This window comes from Streptomyces sp. NPDC044719 (assembly GCF_056433405.1).
In genome coordinates, this window is sequence record NZ_JBWKHE010000006.1 from 1 (window position 1) to 20,829 (window position 20,829).

At 69.2% G+C, this 20,829-nt stretch carries 20 protein-coding genes and 1 pseudogene; 8 read left to right on the forward strand and 13 right to left on the reverse strand.

The features are described 5' to 3' along the window. A partial coding sequence (locus AC07DF_RS23635; RefSeq protein WP_478974699.1) for a phosphoribosyltransferase domain-containing protein occupies nt 1-948 on the reverse strand: 948 nt, incomplete at its 3' end. A 2-nt stretch (nt 949-950) separates the two neighbouring features. Continuing rightward, nucleotides 951-2,117, reverse strand: coding sequence for an HpcH/HpaI aldolase/citrate lyase family protein (locus AC07DF_RS23640; RefSeq protein WP_478974702.1), 1,167 nt, complete (start codon nt 2,115-2,117; stop codon nt 951-953). Between the two features lie 227 nt (nt 2,118-2,344). Here AC07DF_RS23640 and AC07DF_RS23645 point away from each other — a divergent pair, with 227 nt between their 5' ends. After that, nucleotides 2,345-3,220 (forward strand): TerD family protein, encoded by an 876-nt coding sequence (locus AC07DF_RS23645; RefSeq protein WP_478974705.1) that lies wholly within the window; start codon nt 2,345-2,347, stop codon nt 3,218-3,220. Nucleotides 3,221-3,251: 31 nt separating this feature from the next. On the opposite strand, the gene AC07DF_RS23650 is transcribed toward AC07DF_RS23645, so the two are convergent. The 6 genes from AC07DF_RS23650 to AC07DF_RS23675 form a co-directional block, all read right to left on the reverse strand. Then, nucleotides 3,252-3,992: a TerD family protein gene (locus AC07DF_RS23650; protein ID WP_382595151.1), complete on the reverse strand. Its 741-nt coding sequence runs from the start codon at nt 3,990-3,992 to the stop codon at nt 3,252-3,254. A gap of 129 nt (nt 3,993-4,121) precedes the next feature. Continuing rightward, entirely contained in the window at nt 4,122-5,267 is a 1,146-nt protein-coding gene (locus tag AC07DF_RS23655) for a DUF475 domain-containing protein (RefSeq protein ID WP_478974709.1), read from the reverse strand. 125 nt (nt 5,268-5,392) lie between these two features. After that, nucleotides 5,393-5,968, reverse strand: a complete 576-nt coding sequence (locus tag AC07DF_RS23660) for a TerD family protein (protein WP_478974712.1) — start codon at nt 5,966-5,968, stop codon at nt 5,393-5,395. 104 nt (nt 5,969-6,072) lie between these two features. Then, on the reverse strand, nt 6,073-6,648 hold the full coding sequence (locus AC07DF_RS23665; RefSeq protein WP_184592174.1) for a TerD family protein: 576 nt from the start codon (nt 6,646-6,648) through the stop codon (nt 6,073-6,075). Nucleotides 6,649-6,795: 147 nt separating this feature from the next. Continuing rightward, on the reverse strand, nt 6,796-7,254 hold the full coding sequence (locus tag AC07DF_RS23670; protein WP_478974716.1) for a peroxiredoxin: 459 nt from the start codon (nt 7,252-7,254) through the stop codon (nt 6,796-6,798). Nucleotides 7,255-7,362: 108 nt separating this feature from the next. Further along, nucleotides 7,363-7,800 carry a DUF3052 domain-containing protein gene (locus AC07DF_RS23675; protein ID WP_039932421.1) on the reverse strand — a complete coding sequence of 146 codons (438 nt, stop codon included), beginning with the start codon at nt 7,798-7,800 and terminating at the stop codon, nt 7,363-7,365. Nucleotides 7,801-8,214: 414 nt separating this feature from the next. Between AC07DF_RS23675 and aceE the strand changes: the two genes are divergently transcribed. Next, the gene (aceE, locus tag AC07DF_RS23680) at nt 8,215-10,962 is read left to right on the forward strand and encodes a pyruvate dehydrogenase (acetyl-transferring), homodimeric type (RefSeq protein WP_478974720.1); all 2,748 of its coding nucleotides are present in this window, start codon (nt 8,215-8,217) and stop codon (nt 10,960-10,962) included. 83 nt (nt 10,963-11,045) lie between these two features. Beyond that, on the forward strand, nt 11,046-11,780 hold the full coding sequence (locus AC07DF_RS23685) for a potassium channel family protein (protein WP_478974723.1): 735 nt from the start codon (nt 11,046-11,048) through the stop codon (nt 11,778-11,780). Nucleotides 11,781-12,035: 255 nt separating this feature from the next. Here AC07DF_RS23685 and AC07DF_RS23690 read toward each other — a convergent pair whose 3' ends face one another. Together AC07DF_RS23690 and AC07DF_RS23695 are read right to left on the reverse strand one after the other, a co-directional pair. Further along, a complete protein-coding gene (locus AC07DF_RS23690; protein WP_478974726.1) occupies nt 12,036-12,344 on the reverse strand; it encodes a small hydrophobic protein in 309 nt (102 codons plus the stop codon). Between the two features lie 234 nt (nt 12,345-12,578). Continuing rightward, the gene (locus AC07DF_RS23695; RefSeq protein WP_478974729.1) at nt 12,579-14,204 is read right to left on the reverse strand and encodes an MFS transporter; all 1,626 of its coding nucleotides are present in this window, start codon (nt 14,202-14,204) and stop codon (nt 12,579-12,581) included. A 115-nt stretch (nt 14,205-14,319) separates the two neighbouring features. Between AC07DF_RS23695 and AC07DF_RS23700 the strand changes: the two genes are divergently transcribed. From AC07DF_RS23700 to AC07DF_RS23710, 3 genes are all read left to right on the forward strand, one after another. Continuing rightward, entirely contained in the window at nt 14,320-14,952 is a 633-nt protein-coding gene (locus AC07DF_RS23700; protein ID WP_478974732.1) for a TetR family transcriptional regulator, read from the forward strand. 73 nt (nt 14,953-15,025) lie between these two features. Next, the gene (locus tag AC07DF_RS23705) at nt 15,026-16,234 is read left to right on the forward strand and encodes an alpha/beta hydrolase (protein WP_478974735.1); all 1,209 of its coding nucleotides are present in this window, start codon (nt 15,026-15,028) and stop codon (nt 16,232-16,234) included. A 66-nt stretch (nt 16,235-16,300) separates the two neighbouring features. Then, the gene (locus AC07DF_RS23710) at nt 16,301-17,158 is read left to right on the forward strand and encodes a DUF4429 domain-containing protein (RefSeq protein ID WP_478976197.1); all 858 of its coding nucleotides are present in this window, start codon (nt 16,301-16,303) and stop codon (nt 17,156-17,158) included. Nucleotides 17,159-17,265: 107 nt separating this feature from the next. Here the strand turns inward: AC07DF_RS23710 and AC07DF_RS23715 are convergent. Together AC07DF_RS23715 and AC07DF_RS23720 are read right to left on the reverse strand one after the other, a co-directional pair. After that, nucleotides 17,266-18,278: pseudogene (locus tag AC07DF_RS23715) on the reverse strand (aldo/keto reductase). Beyond that, nucleotides 18,275-18,739 carry a MerR family transcriptional regulator gene (locus AC07DF_RS23720; protein WP_478974738.1) on the reverse strand — a complete coding sequence of 155 codons (465 nt, stop codon included), beginning with the start codon at nt 18,737-18,739 and terminating at the stop codon, nt 18,275-18,277. Before AC07DF_RS23720 ends, AC07DF_RS23715 begins: the two are co-directional and overlap by 4 nt. Nucleotides 18,740-18,837: 98 nt before the next feature. Between AC07DF_RS23720 and AC07DF_RS23725 the strand changes: the two genes are divergently transcribed. Both AC07DF_RS23725 and AC07DF_RS23730 read left to right on the forward strand, forming a co-directional pair. After that, entirely contained in the window at nt 18,838-19,308 is a 471-nt protein-coding gene (locus tag AC07DF_RS23725; protein ID WP_478974741.1) for a GNAT family N-acetyltransferase, read from the forward strand. A gap of 18 nt (nt 19,309-19,326) precedes the next feature. Beyond that, nucleotides 19,327-20,142, forward strand: a complete 816-nt coding sequence (locus tag AC07DF_RS23730) for a serine hydrolase domain-containing protein (RefSeq protein ID WP_478974744.1) — start codon at nt 19,327-19,329, stop codon at nt 20,140-20,142. Between the two features lie 9 nt (nt 20,143-20,151). Here the strand turns inward: AC07DF_RS23730 and AC07DF_RS23735 are convergent, their stop codons facing one another. Then, nucleotides 20,152-20,805, reverse strand: coding sequence for a pirin family protein (locus AC07DF_RS23735; protein WP_478974747.1), 654 nt, complete (start codon nt 20,803-20,805; stop codon nt 20,152-20,154). Nucleotides 20,806-20,829 lie beyond the last annotated feature (24 nt).

Here is a 20,829-nt window from a genome sequence, read left to right on the forward strand (position 1 = left end):
TTTCCTGTTCGGGTGTTGGGTTTTCGTTTCTTTTTTTGTGTTTTGTTCTTTTTCTCTTTGGTGGGTGTTGTTGGCACCTCCTCCCCCCCCCCCCCCCCCCCCTCCCCCCCCCCCCCCCCGCCCCCCCTCCCCCCCCGCGCCCGGCCACGACGGCGCCGCGGCCGAAGTACGACCTTCCGCCGCACTCTCGGCCTCGTACCGCGCCACCAGCTCCTGCCCCTTCTCCAGCACCCCCTCGGGCAGCCGCACGGTCCCGGAGGCCGCCGCCACGAGATCCACCCGCGCCCCGATCTCCCGCGCGAACCTCTCCAGCCGCCCCGCGTCATCCGCCGACCGCATATCCACCAGCGCCACCACGACATACCTCCGCCGCGGATACCGCTCATGAAGATCCCGCACGGTGTTCAGCACCGTGTTCCCCGTGGAGAACTCGTCGTCGACCAGGACCAGCGGCCCGTCCCCGGTCAGCAGCGCGGGATCCTCCGGCAGGAGCAGATGCGAGGTCGCGTGCGAGTGGGCCTCCTCGAAGCCGCCGGCCGCCGCGATTCCGGCGACGGGGCGGCGCGTGGAGTGCAGGTAGGGGGCGAGGCCCAGCCCGTCGGCGACGGAGTGGCCGAGGCCGGTCGCGGTCTCCGCGTAGCCGAGCACGACCGCCCGGCCCGCCTCCTCGTCGCCCAGCAGCTCCCGCACCCGGCGGCCGAGCTCGACGCCGTGGCCGTAGACGACGGACGGCGACTGCGGCACATGCTTGCCCAGTACGTTCGACACCAGCAGATGGGCCCGCTTGGGGTTGCGCCGCAGCGCCAGCCCCAGCAGGCCGGTCAGCCGGTCCCCGCCGACGAGCTCGACGCCGAGCCGCTCAGCGACCCAGCTGCCGGACCAGACGCCGCCGGCCTCGTCGCGCACCTGGTGCTCCCCCTCGTTCACTGCCTTCTCCGCCTTCTCCATCGTCAGCCGGGCAGGCCCGCCGCCAGCAGTTCCACGAAGCCGATGTCCTCGTTGGCCACGCCGAAAACCTCGGCACGCAGCAGGGTCCGCTCGGCCCAGGCCCGATGCGGCTTCACCTCGTTCATCTTGTTCGTGTACGCCGATCGAAGCACACCCCCGCCGCCGCGCTCGGGGCGCAGGATGTCCTGGGCGTCCGAGAACTCCTCGTGACTGACGACCGACAGGGCGTGCACCGGAAGCACGTGGGAGGGGTGGATGCAGGTCTTGCCCAGCAGCCCGTTGGCGTGGTCCAGGGAGATCTCCCTCAGCAGGCCGTCCATGGCGTGCTCAATCAGCTTCTCGCGCAGTTCCGCGGCCTGCACCTCAAGGAAGGGGCTCTGCCGCAGCAGCGGCTTGAACATGCGCTCCTGGACCCGGAAGTACTCCCACACCGGCCCGGTCACGGTGAAGCCGGTCCCGTCGGCGCGGCCGAGCATGTTCACCACGTCGGCGATCACGGAGGCGACGATCTGCACGTCGTACGCCGTCATGTCGGGGCCTCTGCGCAGCCCGTAGGAGGAGCAGAAGTCCGTCACGCCGAGGCGCAGGGCGAGCACGCGGTCGCGGTACTTGTCGACGGCCCGGGAGATGCCCTCCAGGGTCTCCACGCGGGACTCGCGGTAGAGCAGCTCCGGCGACTCCAGCACCGGCATGGCGAAAAGGCGACGGCCGCTTTCGGCCTCGGCGGTCGCCATCGCCTCCAGGAAGGGGATGCCCCGCTCCTCGGTGAACTTCGGCAGTACGAATCCGGACAGCAGCCGGGCGGACGGGCCGAGCCGTCGTACGAGGTCGGGGATCTGCCCGGGGGCGCGGACCCGGATGAACAGCAGGGGCAGGTCCGCGTCCGGGAGGCCGGCGAGGGTTTTGAACTGGCGGACGAGGTTCTCCTCGCCCGGGCCGACGTCCGCGTCGTCGATCGAGTCCTCGAGGCACAGCACCATCGAGACGACGCCGCGCCCGGCCTGCTTGAGGATGTCGTCGGCCAGACGGGGCCGGGTGGCCGGACTGTAGAGCGTGGCGCCCAGGGCCGCCGCGAGCAGCCGGGCCTGGGAGTCCGGCGTGAACACACACGGCTCGCGGTGGAAGAGACGCTTCCGCACCTCAGGCGCGATGTGCCCGAAATGACGCATGGAACTCCCCCGTGGTTGTCGTGCGGCCTGCGAATCGTCGAAAGGTGGCCGGTAATAGTACGTAGAAGTCCATGTCAGAGGTTCCCGTCAGGCATGAATTTCAGGTAACGCGGGCAAGCACAGCCAGGCCCGGCCATGACGACGGTAGTCCGCGACGGCCGTCGGCGCCGCTCGTGGCGCCCGGCCCCGCGTTGTCGTGAGCAGGACCGAGAAGGCAGGATGACCGCATGACGCACGCGATGCTGAAGGGGTCGAACGTCCCGCTGGAAGCCACCACGGTGCGCGCCGTGCTGCGCTGGACACCCGGACAGGGGGTTCCGGACGTCGATGCCTCCGCGCTGCTCCTCGGCCCCGACGGTCGTGTGCGCTCCGACGAGGACTTCGTCTTCTACAACCAGCCCCGGCACCCCTCGGGGAAGGTGTGGCGGCTCGGCAAGAAGCGGGCCGCCGAGGGCCTGACCGACACGATCCAGACAGAGCTCACCGGTGTCGAGTCGGGAGTCAGCCGGATTCTGCTGGTCGCATCGGCGGACGGTGTCTCTTTCGACCGCGTACAGGCCCTGCGCATTCTGCTGTACGACGCGGCGGGCAGCGAGGCGGAAGCGCTGGCGTACTTCGACGTCAAGCCCGAGACCGGCGAGGAGACCGCGCTGATCTGCGGCGAGCTGTACCGGCGCGGTGAGGGCTGGAAGTTCCGGGCACTGGGCGAGGGCTATTCGAACGGCCTGCAGGGGCTCGCGACCGATTACGGCATCTCGGTGGACGAGTCGGAGGCCGCGCAGGAGACGACGGGCCTGCCCACCACGGCCGCGACCACACAGCAGCCCGCCCCCGAGGTGTCCCGGCCGCTGCCTCCGGAGCAGCCGACCGCCGTCCCCGCGCAGCCCGCGTACGGCTACCCGCCCCAGCAGCCCGCGACGACCCAGCCGGCGTACGGCTATCCGCAGCCCGCGAGCCAGCCCGCGTACGGCTACCCCCAGGCGCCGGCCGCGGCGGGCGTCACGGGGGCGCAGACCGGCTACGGCTACCCGCCGCCGGTCACCGCGGCCCCCGACCCGGACTTCCGCCTGCCCCCGCAGGGCCCGCAGTTCATCGGACGCTGAGAGGACCCGGGCCCGCACCCACGAGGGCCCCTCAGCGCTCGACCTTCGTCTTGTAGCCCCGGCCCCACTGCAGACCCCACCCGTACAGGCGGTCCAGCTCGGCCTGGAACCCGTAGACGAACTTCGCCTCGCGGCGCACGATGATCTCGTCGTTCTTGATCTTCTCGATCATGACGACGGCGCAGGAGCGCGCCTGTGGCTGGCGTTCGTCGAGGTGGATCTCGATGCGCGGGCCGCTGCTCGGGTAGAGGGTGACGCTGGCGTGGGTGCGGTCGAAGGCGGGCGTCTGGTCGTAGATGTAGACGAAGACCAGGAGCCGCTTGATGTTCTCGCGGTGGTCGAGGTTGATGTACATCGTCTCGCCGGACCCGGAGCCGAAGCGGTCGTCGCCGCTGAGCTTGACGTACGGCGGGGCGTTGACGTCGCCGAAGTAGCCGCCGAGGGGCTGGACGACGCCCTTGGTGCCGTCCTGGAGCTCGTAGAGGCAGCCCAGGTCGAGGTCGACGTTGACCATGCTCTGGCTGTGGCCGACGACCTCCGGTGGCTTCAGGGCCCGGAAGGGGTGCCGCAGCAGGCTCTCGCGCTGCGGGCCGCCGATGTCGGACGTGCGCATCCGCCAGCTCAGGTTGACGCGCAGATGGCCGGTGGCCGCGTCCTGCTTGGTGAGTGATATCTGTGCGCGCCGCTTGGTCAGTTCGATCGCGTTCGTCGCCGCGTGGCCCGAGTCGAACTGCACATCGCGCCCGCGCCGAAGTCCGTCGAACAGGCCCATTCCGCCCCCCAGGTTCACTTGGAGACCGCAGGTCATCGCATGGCCCACGGCCTTGACGACCGACGGGGCGGCGCCGAGGACTCGCCTCGGCAGCCGCCCCGCACAGAGCGTTCCTCACCCGGAGGGGTGTCACACCCCGGAGGAGACCTCAGTCTTCTCGTCCGAGCCGGCCTCTCCCCCGGCCGCCGCGAGCCGCCTGTTGCGGCGGACGGAGGACCAGAAGGAGGCGCCGATCAGGATGACGCCGATGGAGCCGGTGATGAACTCGTTGATCTCGTACTGGATCGTGACGAGGAGGACCATGGCGAGGGCGCCGATGGCGTAGTGGGCGCCGTGCTCCAGGTAGACGTAGTCGTCGAGGGTGCCCTCACGGACCAGGTAGACCGTCAGCGACCGGACGTACATGGCGCCGATGCCGAGGCCGAGGGCCATCAGGACGATGTCGTTGGTGATGGCGAAGGCGCCGATCACGCCGTCGAAGGAGAAGGACGCGTCCAGGACCTCGAGGTAGAGGAACATGAAGAACGCGGCCTTGCCGGCCAGCTTCACCGCAGACTTGGGCTTGCCTTCGCGCGCGGCCTTCTCCTCGGCCTCGTGCTCGCGCTCCTCCTCCTCTTCGAGCTTGTCCTCGAAGTAGCCGGAGAGGCCGCCGACGATCATGTACGTGATCAGACCGGCGACACCGGAGAGCAGGACGGTCTCCGCCTTGTCGGCGTGGGTGCCGCCGTGCTGGTGGGCGTTGGCGCCGAAGGTGATCGAGGAGATCAGCAGGACGATCAGGGCGATGCAGACCGACAGCATGTCGACCTTGCCGAGCTTGGCCAGCGGGCGCTCCAGCCAGCCGAGCCACTTGATGTCCCGGTCCTCGAAGATGAAGTCCAGGAAGATCATCAGCAGGAACATGCCACCGAAGGCGGCGATCGACGGGTGGGCGTCGGTGACGTACTGCTGGTACTGGTCCTTGTCGGTGAGCGCGAGGTCGACGGCTTCGATCGGGCCCAGCTGGGCGCTGAGCGCGACGATCACGACGGGGAAGACCAGCCGCATACCGAAGACGGCGATCAGGATGCCGATCGTGAGGAAGATCTTCTGCCAGAAGGCATTCATCTTCTTCAGGATCCCGGCGTTGACCACCGCGTTGTCGAAGGACAGCGAGATCTCGAGGACGGACAGGATCGCTACGACGCCGAACGCGGTCCACCCTCCGTAGAGAACCGCTGCGACCAGGCCGAGCGCGGTGACCGCGAACGACCACCCGAAGGTTTTCAGAACCACTGGCTACCCAATCGTGTGTGTACGGGGCTCCCCCGCGCCGTACCCGGCTTTACGAACTTTTGAAGCCGAAGTCTAGTCCGGCCCCCTCCATACCCCACCGGGCCCCGGATTTTGCTCATATCGCGTTATGAGATGTTGACTCCGAAGTCCAGCGCGATCCCCCGCAGCCCCGACGCGTACCCCTGCCCGACGGCCCTGAACTTCCATTCGCCCTGGTAGCGATAGACCTCACCGAAGATCATCGCGGTCTCCGTGGAGGCGTCCTCGCTCAGGTCGTAGCGGGCGAGTTCCTGGCCGTCCGCCTGGTTCACGACGCGGATGAAGGCGTTGCTGACCTGGCCGAAGGTCTGGCCGCGCTCGTCGGCCATGTGGATGGAGACGGGGAACACGATCTTGTCGCACTGGGACGGCACCTTGGAGAGGTCGATCAGGAGCGACTCGTCGTCGCCGTCGCCCTCACCGGTGAGGTTGTCACCGGTGTGCTCCACCGAACCGTCCGGGCTCTTGAGCTGGTTGTAGAACACGAACCACTCGTCCCCGAGCACGCGCCCGCCGCTGCACATCAGGGCGCTGGCGTCGAGGTCGAAGGGGGCTCCGGTGGTGGAGCGCGCGTCCCAGCCGAGCCCGATCATCACCTGCGTGAGGTTCGGTGCGGCTTTGGACAGGGAGACATTGCCCCCTTTGGCGAGCGTGACGCCCATGATGCTGGTCCCTCCCCGAGGTGATGCTTCTCTGCCTGTCCTGCACGTCCGGCGCCGCACGTAAACCGTGCGGCGCCGGATGGTGAGACCTTGAGGTCGTCGGCTCAGACGTTCACGCCGAAGTCCTGCGCGATGCCGCGCAGGCCCGAGGCGTAGCCCTGGCCGATGGCGCGGAACTTCCACTCCGCGCCGTGCCGGTAGAGCTCGCCGAAGACCATGGCGGTCTCGGTGGAGGCGTCCTCACTGAGGTCGTACCGGGCGATCTCGGTGCCACCGGCCTGGTTCACGACGCGAATGAAGGCGTTGCGCACCTGGCCGAAGGACTGCTGGCGGGTCTCGGCGTCGTAGATCGAGACCGGGAAAACGATCTTCTCCACGTCGGCCGGGACGGTGGCGAGGTCGACCTTGATCTGCTCGTCGTCGCCCTCGCCCTCACCGGTGAGGTTGTCGCCGGTGTGCTCGACCGAGCCGTCCGGGGTCTTGAGGTTGTTGAAGAAGATGAAGTGCTGGTCGTTGCCGACCTTGCCGGAGTTGTTCAGCAGCAGCGCACTGGCGTCCAGGTCGAAGTCGGTGCCGGTCGTGGTGCGGATGTCCCACCCCAGACCGATGATGACCGCGGTCAGGCCCGGCGCCTCCTTGCTAAGCGATACGTTGCCGCCCTTGCTGAGGCTGACTCCCACGAGTCCTCCATTGGTGTTCTGGGGCGGGATGCCCCGTTGTGCTCGGATGTCGGATCAACGATTCGATCCTAGTGACGGGTTCCCGCCCCACCCAGGCCCTGAAGCCGGGAATTCAGCGGGTGTCGGGCGCATGACGCCCGACCGGCGTCACAGGGAGTCGAGCGCCTTGACGTAGTCGTTCAGGTCGCGCGCGTCCGGCAGGCCGTTGACGACGGTCCACCGCACGACGCCCTCCTTGTCGATGACGAAGGTGCCGCGCACGGCGCAGCCCTTGTCCTCGTCGAAGACGCCGTAGGCCCGCGAGACGTTGCCGTGCGGCCAGAAGTCCGACAGCAGCGGGTACTCGAGACCCTCCTGCTCGGCGAAGACGCGCAGCGTGTGGATGGAGTCGTTGGAGACGGCGAGCAGCTGGGTGTCGCGGTCGGAGAACTGCGGCAGGTTGTCACGCAGCTCGCACAGCTCGCCGGTGCACACGCCGGTGAAGGCGAAGGGGTAGAAGAGCAGCACGACGTTCTTCTCGCCGCGGAAGCCGGACAGCCTCACGCTCGCGCCGTGGTTGTCCTTGAGCTCGAAGTCGGGGGCCTTCTCGCCGACCTGGATCGCCATCGTGGTGGGTGTCCCTTCCTGCGGCTTCTCGGGTGGGGACCACCCTACGCAGGCACCGGGACAGGCCGATGGGCGGGCCGACGGCTGTCGGCCCGCCCCGTCCAACGACTAACGCTTGGACTTGGCGGCCTTCGGCGTGGCCAGCCGGCTGCCGCTCCAGTCCTTTCCGACGCTGACGCTCTTGGACGCCGTCAGACCCGCCGTGGTGGCGGCCTCCGAGATGTCGCTCGGCTCCACATAGCCCGAACGGCCGGTCTTCGGCGTGAGGAGCAGGATCGCGCCGCCCTCTTCGATGTACGTGGTGGCATCGACCAGCGAGTCCGTCAGGTCGCCGTCGTCGTCACGGAACCACAGCACAACGGCGTCGGCCACGTCGTCGTAGTCCTCGTCCACCAGGTCGCTCTCGACAATGCCCTCGATGGCCTCGCGGAGTTCCTGGTCCACGTCGTCGTCGTAGCCGATCTCCTGGACCACCTGCCCGGGCTGGAACCCCAGCCTGGCGGCAGGGTTCGTCCGCTCCTCCGCGTGGTCCGCGGTCGCGCTCACGGGTTGCCTCCTGATCATGTTTTGGGAATGTCTCAGCCACGCGCGTGCGCGAAGCATTGGCCGTAGTCCACACGGGCGGGGCGGATCGCGCAAGTACCCGGCCGTTCAGACCGCCGAAACGGTGACGATCCTGGCCGTGTCACCGCAACTCCAGGCACACCATCATGGTCCGAGGTGACGTACACCACACCTTTCTGCCCTGTTTGGGCGTTTGGGAACCGTCTGTGGGTACGAGACTCGAATGTATTCACCCCATACGTCACAGAGCCGGGCTCCGCTCGGGTTACCGCTCGGTAGAGATGACGTTTACGCCCCCGAGGTAGACCATGGGTGGCGGCGCAGCCCAGCGACATCGCCCAGCGACTCCAGCGAAGCAGCGGCCCCCGCACGGCCCTCCGACAGGTAAGGAACAGCGTGGCTTCCGCATCCGATCGCAACCCGATCATCATTGGCGGCCTTCCGAGTCAGGTTCCTGACTTCGACCCCGAAGAGACGCAGGAGTGGCTCGACTCGCTCGACGCCGCCGTCGACGAGCGCGGCCGTGAGCGCGCCCGCTACCTGATGCTGCGGCTGATCGAGCGGGCCCGCGAGAAGCGCGTGGCCGTGCCGGAGATGCGCAGCACGGACTACGTGAACACCATCCCGACCAAGAGTGAGCCGTTCTTCCCGGGCAACGAGGAGATCGAGCGGAAGATCCTCAACGCGACCCGCTGGAACGCGGCCGTGATGGTGTCCAGGGCCCAGCGCCCCGGTATCGGCGTCGGCGGCCACATCGCCACGTTCGCGTCCTCCGCCTCCCTCTACGACGTCGGCTTCAACCACTTCTTCCGCGGCAAGGACGAGGGCGACGGCGGCGACCAGGTCTTCTTCCAGGGCCACGCCTCCCCGGGCATCTACGCCCGCGCCTTCATGCTGGACCGGCTCAGCGAGGAGCACCTGGACGGCTTCCGCCAGGAGAAGTCGAAGGCGCCCTACGGCCTGTCGTCGTACCCGCACCCGCGCCTGATGCCGGACTTCTGGGAGTTCCCGACGGTGTCGATGGGCCTCGGCCCGATCGGCGCGATCTACCAGGCGCGGATGAACCGCTACATGCACGCGCGCGGGATCGCCGACACCTCCAAGTCGCAGGTGTGGGCGTTCCTCGGCGACGGCGAGATGGACGAGCCGGAGTCGCTGGGCCAGCTCACGCTCGCCGCCCGCGAGGGCCTGGACAACCTGACCTTCGTCGTCAACTGCAACCTCCAGCGGCTCGACGGCCCGGTGCGCGGCAACGGCAAGGTCATCCAGGAGCTGGAGTCGGTCTTCCGCGGCGCCGGCTGGAACGTGATCAAGCTGGTCTGGGACCGCACCTGGGACCCGCTGCTCGCCCAGGACCGCGACGGCGTGCTGGTCAACAAGATGAACACCACGCCCGACGGACAGTTCCAGACGTACGCCACGGAGACCGGCGCGTACATCCGCGACCACTTCTTCGGTGACGACCACCGGCTGCGGGCGATGGTCGAGGGCATGACCGACGACCAGATCCTGCACCTGGGGCGCGGCGGTCACGACCACCGGAAGATCTTCGCGGCGTACAAGGCGGCGGCCGAGCACAAGGGCCAGCCGACGGTGATCCTCGCCAAGACGATCAAGGGCTGGACGCTGGGCCCGAACTTCGAGGGCCGCAACGCCACGCACCAGATGAAGAAGCTGACGGTCGACGACCTCAAGCGCTTCCGCGACCGCCTGCACCTGCCGATCTCGGACAGGGAGCTGGAGTCCGGCGCCCCGCCGTACTACCACCCGGGCCGGGACTCGGAGGAGATCCAGTACATGCACGACCGCCGCCAGGGACTCGGCGGTTACGTCCCGACGCGTGTCGTGCGGTCCAAGCCCCTGGCCCTCCCCGAGGACAAGACGTACGCGACCGTGAAGAAGGGCTCGGGCCAGCAGTCCATCGCGACGACGATGGCCTTTGTCCGGCTCCTCAAGGACCTCATGCGGGACAAGGAGATCGGCAAGCGGTTCGTGCTGATCGCGCCGGACGAGTACCGCACCTTCGGCATGGACTCGTTCTTCCCGAGTGCGAAGATCTACAACCCGCTCGGCCAGCAGTACGAGTCGGTCGACCGTGATCTGCTGCTCGCCTACAAGGAGTCGCCGAACGGCCAGATGCTGCACGACGGCATCTCGGAGGCGGGCTGCACGGCCTCGCTGATCGCGGCCGGCTCGGCCTACGCCACCCACGGCGAGCCGCTGATCCCGGTCTACGTCTTCTACTCGATGTTCGGTTTCCAGCGCACCGGCGACCAGTTCTGGCAGATGTCCGACCAACTGGCGCGCGGTTTCGTCCTGGGCGCGACCGCGGGCCGTACGACCCTGACCGGTGAGGGCCTCCAGCACGCCGACGGCCACTCCCAGCTGCTGGCGTCCACGAACCCCGGCTGCGTGGCGTACGACCCGGCGTTCGGCTTCGAGATCGCCCACATCGTGCAGGACGGCCTGCGCCGGATGTACGGCGGCTCCGAGGAGCACCCGCACGGCGAGGACGTCTTCTACTACCTGACCGTCTACAACGAGCCGATCCAGCACCCGGCCGAGCCCGAGAACGTGGACGTCGAGGGCATCCTCAAGGGCGTCTACCGCTTCAGCGAGGGCACGAGCGGCTCGATCCCGGCGCAGATCATGGCGTCCGGTGTCGCGGTGCCGTGGGCGGTCGAGGCGCAGAAGATCCTGGCCGAGGACTGGAACGTCAAGGCCGACGTCTGGTCGGCGACCTCCTGGAACGAGCTGCGGCGCGAGGCCGTGGACTGCGAGCGGCACAATCTGCTGCACCCCGAGGAGGAGCAGCGGGTGCCGTACGTGACGCGGAAGCTGGCCGACGCGCAGGGGCCGGTCGTGGCCGTGTCCGACTGGATGCGAGCGGTTCCTGACCAGATCGCGCGCTGGGTGCCGCAGCCGTACCAGTCGCTCGGCGCCGACGGCTTCGGCTTCGCCGACACGCGTGGCGCGGCCCGCCGCTTCTTCCACATCGACGCGCAGTCGATCGTGGTGGGGGTGCTGACCGAGCTGGCCCGCACGGGCAAGGTCGACCGGTCGGTGCTCAAGCAGGCCATCGACCGGTACCAGCTGCTCGACGTGACGGCCGCCGATCCGGGGGCCGCGGGCGGCGACGCATGACACGCTGAACCCTGTCAAGGGGTGGTGCGCATCACGGGTACACCGTGGGCACACCACCCCTTCACGTTTTCTACGATGCGGCCATGCAGCAGCAGTCGGCCCAACTCCGTTGGGAACAGCACACACAGCGGCCCCTCTTCGGCCTGGCCCTGGCCTTCGCCGTCGCCTACGCCGTGCCGATCGTCCGGCCGGACGCAAGCCGGGACGTGGTGGAGGTGTGCACCGCGGTGGAGTGGGTGGTGTGGGGGGCCTTCGCGCTCGACTACGTGATCCGGCTGGCGCTCGCGGAGCAGCGGCTGAGCTTCGTACGGACGCACTGGCTCGACCTGTGCGCGGTGCTGCTGCCGGTGCTCCAGCCGATGCGGCTGCTGCGGCTGGTGTCGACGCTGCTGCTGGTCGGGCAGCGGGCGCGGATGGCCTCGCAGATAAGGCTCACGACGTATGTCGCCGGCGCGGTGGTCGGGCTGCTGATGTTCGGCTCACTGGCGGTGCTGTCGGTGGAGCGGGACTCGCCGGACGGGAACATCAGGACGCTGGGTGACGCGGTGTGGTGGTCCTTCACGACGATGACGACCGTCGGCTACGGCGATCACGCGCCGACCACCGGCCTGGGGCGGATGCTGGCGGTGGGCCTGATGCTCTCCGGGATCGCGCTGCTGGGTGTGGTGACGGCGAACATCGCGGCGTGGTTCATAGCGCGGTTCGAGAAGGACGACGTGGAGGAGCGCCGGCAGACGGAGGCGATACGGGAGCTGACGGAGGAGGTGCGGGCGCTGCGGGGGGAGTTGGCGGCGCTGAAGGGGACGCCGGTCGACTAGGGCCTGTCTGACAAATCCCCGTCGTCCGCCCGAAGGGCGGGCTCCGCGGCGTCTGGTGCGTGCGATCGCAAGGCGCCGGAGCGTCCTCGTGGCGGAGCCACGTGGGCGGTTCGGCAACGCGGCGAGCGTGCGTGCCAGACGCCGCGGAGCAGGCGTGGATTTGTCAGACAGGCCCTAGGACCCGCGGCCGAGCGGCATGAAGGTGGGCCCCCGGCTGAACCGCCGGGGGCCCTTCCCTTGTTCACCGGGTGCGGGTCAGAACATGCCCATGCCCGGTGTGGCCGCTCCTGACAGCCAGATGATGGCCAGGAGCGTGTCGATGGCGCCCAGGACCAGTGCCACCACGGCCGTCGCGGGGCGGGAACCCGCCCAGGTGCGGCCCATGGCGAGCCAGCCGCAGACGATCGCCGCGGGGCCGAGGATGATCCCCAGCACGAAGAATCCGGCGACCGCGCAGATGACTCCGATGATTCCGAGCGTCGCGCGATCCGTCCCGGTCCGTGACCACGTCCGGCCACGTGAGCGGGGGTGCCTGCGCGTACCGTGTCCGAAACTCGCCATCATCAACTCCCGTAAACCCTCGGTCGGTTGGGGTTCGGTTCGGATACGACTTGGCGAGTACCCCTCAGATGGCTTTCAATCACGCTGCCTGCGCGCTGCCCCCCTCCGGCAGCGCGCCGCAGCGGCCGTCCTCCATGCCCTGCGGAGGACTTGACCCACTGTGACCTGCGATGCGCGCCGGAGGGGAGGGGTTGGCGGTCTTGTTCACCCTGATAGGCGAACGCCCCGTCAAGAACGTCAGATGTGCGCGGCTCCCGCGCCGGCCTCCGCGTTCTCACCGCGCTTGGTGAGGAACGCCACCAGCACCGCGACCACGGCGACCCCGGCGGCCACGAGGGACGCCGCGCTCATGCCGGAGATGAACGTGTCGTGCGCGACGCCCGTGATCTTCGCGGCGATCGCGTCCGGCGTGCCCGGCGCCAGCGGCGGGACACCGACCTGGACCGCCTCGGACGCCTGGTGCTCCTGCTCCGGCGTCAGCGGCGGCAGGCCCGCCTTCTCCCAGTTGCCCGCGAGGTCGCTGTTGACCTTGGAGGCCATCACCGCGCCCAGCACGGCCGTACCGAGGCTGCCGCCGATCTGCATGGCGGCCTGCTGGAGACCGCCCGCCACGCCCGAGAGCTCCATCGGGGCGTTGCCGACGATGACCTCCGTGGCACCGACCATGACCGGCGCGAGGCCGAAGCCCAGCAGGGCGAACCAGAGCGACATGACGCCGCTGCCGGTGTCCGTCTCCAGGGTCGACATCCCGTACATGGCGATCGCGGTGAACGCCATACCGCCGGCGAGCGGGACACGGGGACCGAACTTGGTGATCATCGCGCCGGCGAGCGGCGAGCCGACGATCATCATGCCGGTGAGCGGCAGCAGGTGCAGACCCGCGTCGATCGGGCTCATGCCGTGCACGTTCTGGAGGTAGAACGTCACGAAGAACAGGCCGCCCATGAAGGCGATGGCCATCAGGACCATCAGCACGACACCCGCGGACAGCGCCACGGAACGGAACAGCGCGAGCGGGATCAGCGGCTCCCTCACCTTCGTCTCCCAGAAGGCGAACAGCACGAAGCACAGCACCGAAGCACCGAGGAACGACAGCGTCTTGACGTCGCCCCAGCCCCACTCGGACGGCGGGGCCTTGATGAGCGCCCACACCAGGCAGAACACGGCCGTCGACAACAGGGCGATGCCCAGCAGGTCGAAGGAGCGCGGGGCGTTCTCGGCGCGGTGGTCGAGCAGGATCAGCACACCGAGGACGACGGCGAGGACACCGACCGGCACGTTGATGAAGAACACCGACTGCCAGTTGACGTGCTCGACGAGCACGCCGCCGAGGATCGGGCCGCCCGCGGTGGACGCGCCGATGACCATGCCCCAGATGCCGATCGCCATGTTCAGCTTCTCGGCCGGGAAGGTGGCCCGCAGCAGGCCGAGCGCGGCCGGCATCAGCAGCGCGCCGAACAGGCCCTGCAGGACGCGGAAGACGACGACGAACGCGATGCTGTCGGACAGGCCGATCGCGCCCGAGGCGGCGGCGAAGCCGACGACGCCGATGAGGAAGGTCTGCCGGTGACCGAAGCGGTCGCCGAGCTTGCCCGCGGTGATGAGGGAGACCGCGAGGGCGAGGAAGTATCCGTTGGTGATCCACTGGACCTCGGCGAAGGTGGCGCCGAGGTCCTTCTGTATGGCCGGGTTGGCTATGGCCACGATGGTGCCGTCGAGGGCCACCATCATGACCCCCACAGCGACGGTGATGAGGGTGAGCCAGGGGTGCCCTCGCAGCCCCTTGCCCGGCGTCGCGTCCGACGGTGCCGCCGGTGGCTTGCCCCCCGACCCCGCCTTGTCGATGGTGGTCTGACTAGTCATGCGTCGAGGCTAATGACAGCCACTGACAATTGACAAACCAATTCACAAGTCGGTAACTGTCACGACACTCCCAGCTAGCCTGAACTGGGCAAACACTTCAGACGAGAGGGACCTCTTGAACCTGCGCGAACGCAAGAAACGGCGCACCCGGGACGCGCTGCTGCGAGCCGCCCTGGAACTGTTCGCCACGCGCGGGTACGAGGAGACCACCGTCGACGACATCGCCGCCGCCGTCGACGTCTCGCAGCGCACCTTCTTCCGCTACTTCGCCGGCAAGGAGGAGACGGCGTTCTTCGTGCCGCGGCTCGCGGAGGGGCTCGTCGTCCAGGCCCTGCGGGTGCGCCCGCCGGGCGAGGCCCCGCTGGAGGCGCTGCGCCGGGCCGTGCTGGAGAGCTGGGACACGATCAACGAGGCCGTCGAGGAGATCGTGCCGATCGACCTTCATCTGCGCGTCTACCGGGTGATCGAGTCGACACCCGCGCTGTTCGCCGCCCATCTGCGACGCTCGGCGGAACTGGAGGAGCGGCTCGCGCGCATCATCGCCGAGCGCGAGGGGCTGGACGTGGACGCGGATCCGCGGCCGAGGATCGTCGTGGCCCTGTTCGGCGGGGTGATTCGTGTCACCGAGCGGCTGTGGTCCGCGGGGGACGAACTCAGCCTCGCGGGAATGCGCCAACTCACCACGACATACCTGGATCAGGTGGGCCCGGCGCTGGCCGGGAACTGGCGTACAGGGCAGTCCCCTTAGCGCATACACCGAAACGTGATCCCGGTCACTTGGTTAACGCGAGACCCTCTCGTTCTCCTAGTGTGTCCTTTCAGTGACTTCCTTCGACACCTCCCCGCAATTGAACGTCTGGCGCGCACTGCTCGCTCTGGCCGTCGTGTTCGTGATGCTGGCGACCACCGGCTGGACGGCCCTGCGCAACCAGCGGGGCGACACGCCGCTCCAGGCCTCGCTCTCCGCTTGGGAGCACGGCCGGATCGGCGGCCGCGGACTGCCGGACCCGCAGGCCCAGCCGAAGAAGCTGGCCCGGTTCTTCGCCGCTCTCACCGAGCACGACCGCGCGCGCCTGGTGCGCAAGTATCCGCTCGCCGTCGGCAACATGAACGGCGCCCCGGTCGAGCTGCGCTATCGCGCCAATCGCATCGCGCTCGAGCAGGCGCGCAAGGTCGAGCGGGAACGCATGCACGACAGCCGCCTCACGGCCGTCGGGAAGCATGAGGCCGGCCGAAGGATGCACCGCTTCGAAGACCTCCTGGAGCAGGACCGCCACATCCTCGCCTTCGATCCGGAGGGCTCGGGCCGGGTGGCGGAGGTCTTCGGTGATCTGCGCGAGGCGGACCGGGTCTCGGTCGTCGTGCCCGGAGTGGACACCGACCTGCTCACCTTCCAGCGCACCCAGCGCAAGTACTCGGCGCCCGTCGGCATGGCCGAGTCGCTGCACGCGGCCGAGCGGGCGGCGAGCTCCTCGACCCGTACGGCAGTGATCGCCTGGGCCGACTACACGGCACCCAGCGGACTCGGCATCGACTCGGCCACGGCGATGCGCGCCGCGGAGGGCGCCGTACGACTGAACGCGCTGGTGCGGGCGCTGCCCGGCGACAAGCCGGTCTCGCTGTTCTGCCACAGCTACGGCTCCGTGGTGTGCGGGGTCGCGGCGCGTTCGCTGCCGGGCCGGGTGGCCGACATCGCGGTGGCCGGCAGCCCCGGCATGCGCGTCGAGACGGCCGCCCAACTGCACACCACCGCCCGGGTGTGGGCCATGCGGGACGCCGACGACTGGATCCAGGACGTGCCCTACCTCGAGGTCGGCGGGCTCGGCCACGGGGCCGACCCGGTGTCCGCCGGGTTCGGCGCGCGGGTGCTGTCGGCCCAGGGCGCGAAGGGGCACGCCGGCTACTTCGAGCCGGGTACGGCAAGTCTGATGAATTTCGCAGAGATCGGCGTTGGCGCATACCGCTCGGTGCACTGCGCGCACGAAGACGGCGTCTGCCGGACCGGTTTGTCCGGCACGGCGGCGGCCTGACGCGCGTAGAGACGAAGAAATTGCGGTCTGCTCGGGAGGGGGACGGAGGAGCGTGTGCCGCATACGATGAGCCGCATGGGTGACGTACTGGCCGGATTTCATGCCGCCTGGGAGTTCGAGTCCGACTCCGTGCTCATCCGCTACGAACGGGGGATTCGAACACCTAAGCTCTTTCAGGCGCTCGGAGAACGCCGTGTCCCGCTGGACGCGATCGCCGGGGTGACGCTGACCCGCGGGAAACGCGGCACGGTCGTGCTCCGCGTCGAGCCGCGGCCCGGCGCGGACCCCTTGATGGAGGCGGCCGCCGGGCAGCTCAAGGAGAGCGGCGATCCCTACCGGCTGGTGATGCCCGCGGAGCGCGAGGTCCTCGCGGAGTACTACGCCGACGAACTGCGGGGGCTGCTGACGGAGTCAGGGCCGGCCGAGCGGTTCCTCATGGAGCCGCCGAAGGGGCCGTTGTCGTTCAAGGCGTACGACGGGAAGGCCTCGTTCGACGGGCGGACCGTCAACTTCCGCTGGTTCTGGACGGGCGCGTCGTCGGCGAAGTGGAAGGCCGGCGACCAGAACTTCCCCGTCGGGGAACTGAACGGCGTCGAGTGGCGCTCGCCCGAGGTGTTCGAAGGGCATCTGCGGTTGCTGCACCGGGACGCGGGGTCGGCTGCCGCTCAGGCCGACCAGGATCCCGCCGCGGTGGTGTTCGGGCTGGGGTACGGGCCGGTGCATGAGTCACTGCCGTTCGCTGCGGCGGTGCTGGCGGCGGTGCGGACGTCCCAGCCGGTGGCCGCGGTGTCCGCGGCCGGGCCGCGTCGTGATCCTGCGGATATCGCCGAGCGGATTCGGCATCTTGGGGAGTTGCATCAGGCCGGACTGGTGACAGATGAGGAGTTTTCGGTCAAAAAGGCCGAGTTGTTGTCGGAGCTATAGCGTCTGCGGGGTGCCTGCGGGCCGGCGGGCGCGGGTTGTGCGTGGCCGGTCGCGCCCACGCGGCGGAGCCGCAAATCGACACAGCCCCGCGCCCCTGGGGTGTATCCCTACTCCCTGCCTGCAGAGGGAAGGCCATGTCCGCGTAGCGGGTGCCTGCCACCTTGTCGGCGATCTGGTTCAGCCGGGCCAGTTCCTCGCCGGTCAGAACGATCCTCGTCGCCGCCGTGTTCTCCTCCACCCTGGTCGGCTTGCGGGTGCCCGGGATCGGGATGACCGGGAGGTTGTGCACGGCTGTCTGCTGGTGGGTCCAGGCCAGGGCGATCTGGCCGAGGGTCGCGTCGTGGGCGTCGGCGATCTCGCGGATGGAGTCCAGCAGCGCCGCGTTCGCCGCCGCGTTGTCGCCGGTGAAGCGGGGCTGCTGGCGGCGGAAGTCGCCGGACGACAGGTCCTCGGCCGAGGCGAAGGAGCCCGTGAGGAAGCCGCGGCCCAGCGGCGAGTACGCGACGAGAGTCACACCCAGCTCACGCGCCGCCGGGACGACGTTCGTCTCGATGTCGCGGCTGAAGAGCGACCACTCCGACTGCACGGCGGCGATGGGGTGGACGGCGTGGGCGGCGTGGAGTTCGCCGGCCGTGACCTCGCTCAGGCCGAGGTGCTTGACCTTGCCCTCGCGGACCAGCTCGGCCATGGTGCCGACGCTCTCCTCGATCGGCACGTTCACATCGCGCCGGTGCATGTAGTAGAGGTCGATGACGTCGACGTCCAGGCGCTTCAGGCTCGCCTCGACGGCCTGGCGGATGTAGGGCGGGTCGTTGCGGATGACCCGGCGTGTCGGGTCGTCCGGGGGGATGTACAAGGCGAACTTGGTCGCGATGACGAGTTCGTCGCGGTGGGCCTTGAAGAACGGCGAGAGGAACCGCTCGTTCTCGCCGGCCCCGTAGGCGTCGGCCGTGTCGTAGAGGGTGACGCCGAGTTCCAGCGCCCGTTCCAGGGTCGCCCGGGAGGCGTCCGCGTCCGAGGGGCCGTAGCCGAAGTTCATGCCCATGCAGCCGAGGCCCTGGACGCCCACCTCGGGGCCGTCCTCGCCGAGCTTCGCCGTCGTGATCCTGCCGTCCGTCATCGGGACCTCTCCGACGCCAGGGGCCGCCCGGCGTCCGCGTAGAAACTGATCTTCCGGTCGAGCACGGCGAGCGTGCCGCGGAGTTCGTCGATCCTGGCCAGGACGTCCTCGCGGGTCGTCTTGAGCAGTTCGAAGCGCTCGCCGTAGGTGTGGTCGCCCTCGCGCACCAGTTCCGCGTACCTGACCATGTCGGCGACCGGCATGCCCGTCAGGCGTAGCTTGCCGACGAGGTCGAGCCAGTCGAGGTCGCGGTTGGTGTAGCGGCGCTGGCCGGTGTGGGACCGGTCGATGTGCGGCATCAGGCCGATGCGCTCGTACCAGCGCAGGGTGTGTGCCGTCAGGCCGGTGAAGGCGACGACCTCGCTGATCGTGTAGCGGTCCTCGCCGTCCGGGCGCCGGTCCTGCCGCGGCGGGCCTGCGCAGGTGTCGGTACTGGTCCCCGTGGTCTCCATCACCGTCATGTCCCCAACGCTAGAACCTTGGAGCGCACTCCAAGCAAGCGCGGACGGTAAGAAATGGGCAGGACGTTTCTTGATCCGTCTGGTTAGCGTACGGAGTCATGAGTTCTGTACGCCGTGCCCTGCCCGAGGACGCCGAGGAAGTCCTGCGGCTGCGCCAAATCATGATCGACTCGCTGTTCGCCGGCGACCCCTCCACCCGCTGGCACGGGGACTCCCTCCCCACCCTGAAGACCAAACTGGGCGAATCGGGCGGGGACTTCGTGGCGTTCGTCGTGGACCACCCGGAGCGGCCCGGGGCGCTGGCGTCGCTGGTGGCCGGGACGATCGACTACCGCATCGGGAAGTCGGGCGATCCGCAGGGCAAGGTGGGCTTCGTGTTCAGTGTCGCCACCGACCCGGACGCCCGGCGCCGCGGGTACGCCCGTGCCTGCATGCAGACCCTGCTGGAGTGGTTCCGCACGCACGGCGCCCGGCGCGTACAGCTCACCACCTCACCGGAGGCGGAGCCGCTGTACGTCTCCCTCGGCTTCCGCCCCAAGCCCGACCCCTTGCTGGAGCTCACACTCTGAGCGCTTAGGCTCGAACGCATGTCGCTGAAGAGCCTCGCGTTGATCGAGAACTGGCCGGTTCCCACCGCCGCGGCGGGTGTCGTACGGGCGGACGGCACCGTCCTCGGGACCCACGGGCCGGCCGGGCAGCGGTTCCCGCTCGCGTCGGTGACCAAGCCGCTCGCGGCGTACGCGGCGCTCGTCGCGTACGAGGAGGGGGCGGTCGAGCTCGACGAGCCCGCCGGTCCGGCCGGGTCGACGGTCCGGCACCTGCTCGCGCACACCTCGGGCCTCGCCTTCGACGAGCACAAGGTCACGGCCCCGCCCGGGGAGCGGCGGCTGTACTCGAACGCCGGTTTCGAGCAGTTGGGCGACCACCTCGCGAAGGCGACCGAGATTCCCTTCGGGGAGTATCTGCGGCAGGCCGTGCTGGAGCCGCTGGGGATGACCTCGACGACCCTGGAGGGCTCTCCGGCCAAGGACGGGGTGTCCACGGTCGAGGACCTGCTGCGATTCGCGGCCGAGGTGCAGGCACCGCGGCTGCTGGACCCCCGTACGGTCGCCGAGGCGATGGCCGTGACCTACCCGGGCACCAAGGGCGTCCTGCCGGGGTTCGGCCACCAGAACCCCAACGACTGGGGGCTGGGCTTCGAGATCCGCGACTCCAAGTCGCCGCACTGGACGGGGTCCTCGTCCTCACCGCGCACGTTCGGGCATTTCGGGCAGTCCGGTACGTTCCTGTGGATCGACCCCGACGCGCGTGCCGCGTGCGTCGCGCTGACGGACCGTGCGTTCGGGCCATGGGCGGTCGAGGCGTGGCCGGCGTTCACGGACGCGGTGCTCGCGGAGCTCTAGGCCGCCGGCCTAAGACATTTCCCAGATCAGCAACTCGGCGTCGGTCACGCCCTCGGCCTCCAGGGACTTGGCGTCCGTGATGCGGGCCGCGTCGCCCGCGCCGAGTTCCTCGCCGTCGAGGCGTACGTCACCCCGTACGACATGCACGTACGCGTGCGCCCCGTCCGGCACCGCCGTCCGCTCCCCCGCCGCGAGGCGCCTCACGTGCAGCATCGCGCCTGCCTCCGGGACGGCGTAGGGCGTGGAGTCGGCGATGCCGTGGACGACCTCGTAGTACGGGTCGCCGCCGGGCCGGAGCGGGGCCAGCCACATCTGCACGAAGGTCAGCGGGCCGGAGCCGTCGTTGCGCTCCACGTGGCGTACCCCGCCCGCCGAGCTGAGCCGCTGCACGTCCCCGTGGCGCACCACCGACTCGTGGCCGGTGGAGTCCCGGTGCGTCAGCTCGCCCTCCACGACCCACGTCACGATCTCGGTGTGGCTGTGCGGGTGCTCGTCGAATCCGGCCCCCGGCGCCAACCGCTCCTCGTTACAGGCGATCACCGCGCCGAAGCGAAGGTTGTCCGGGTCGTAGTGGGGCCCGAAGGAGAAGGCGTGCCAGGTCTCGATCCCCGCGGCGGGTTCCCCTCCGGGGTAGCGCTCGTGAGCGCGCCGTACGTCCATCACGGAGACCACCGTAGACCCGCCGAC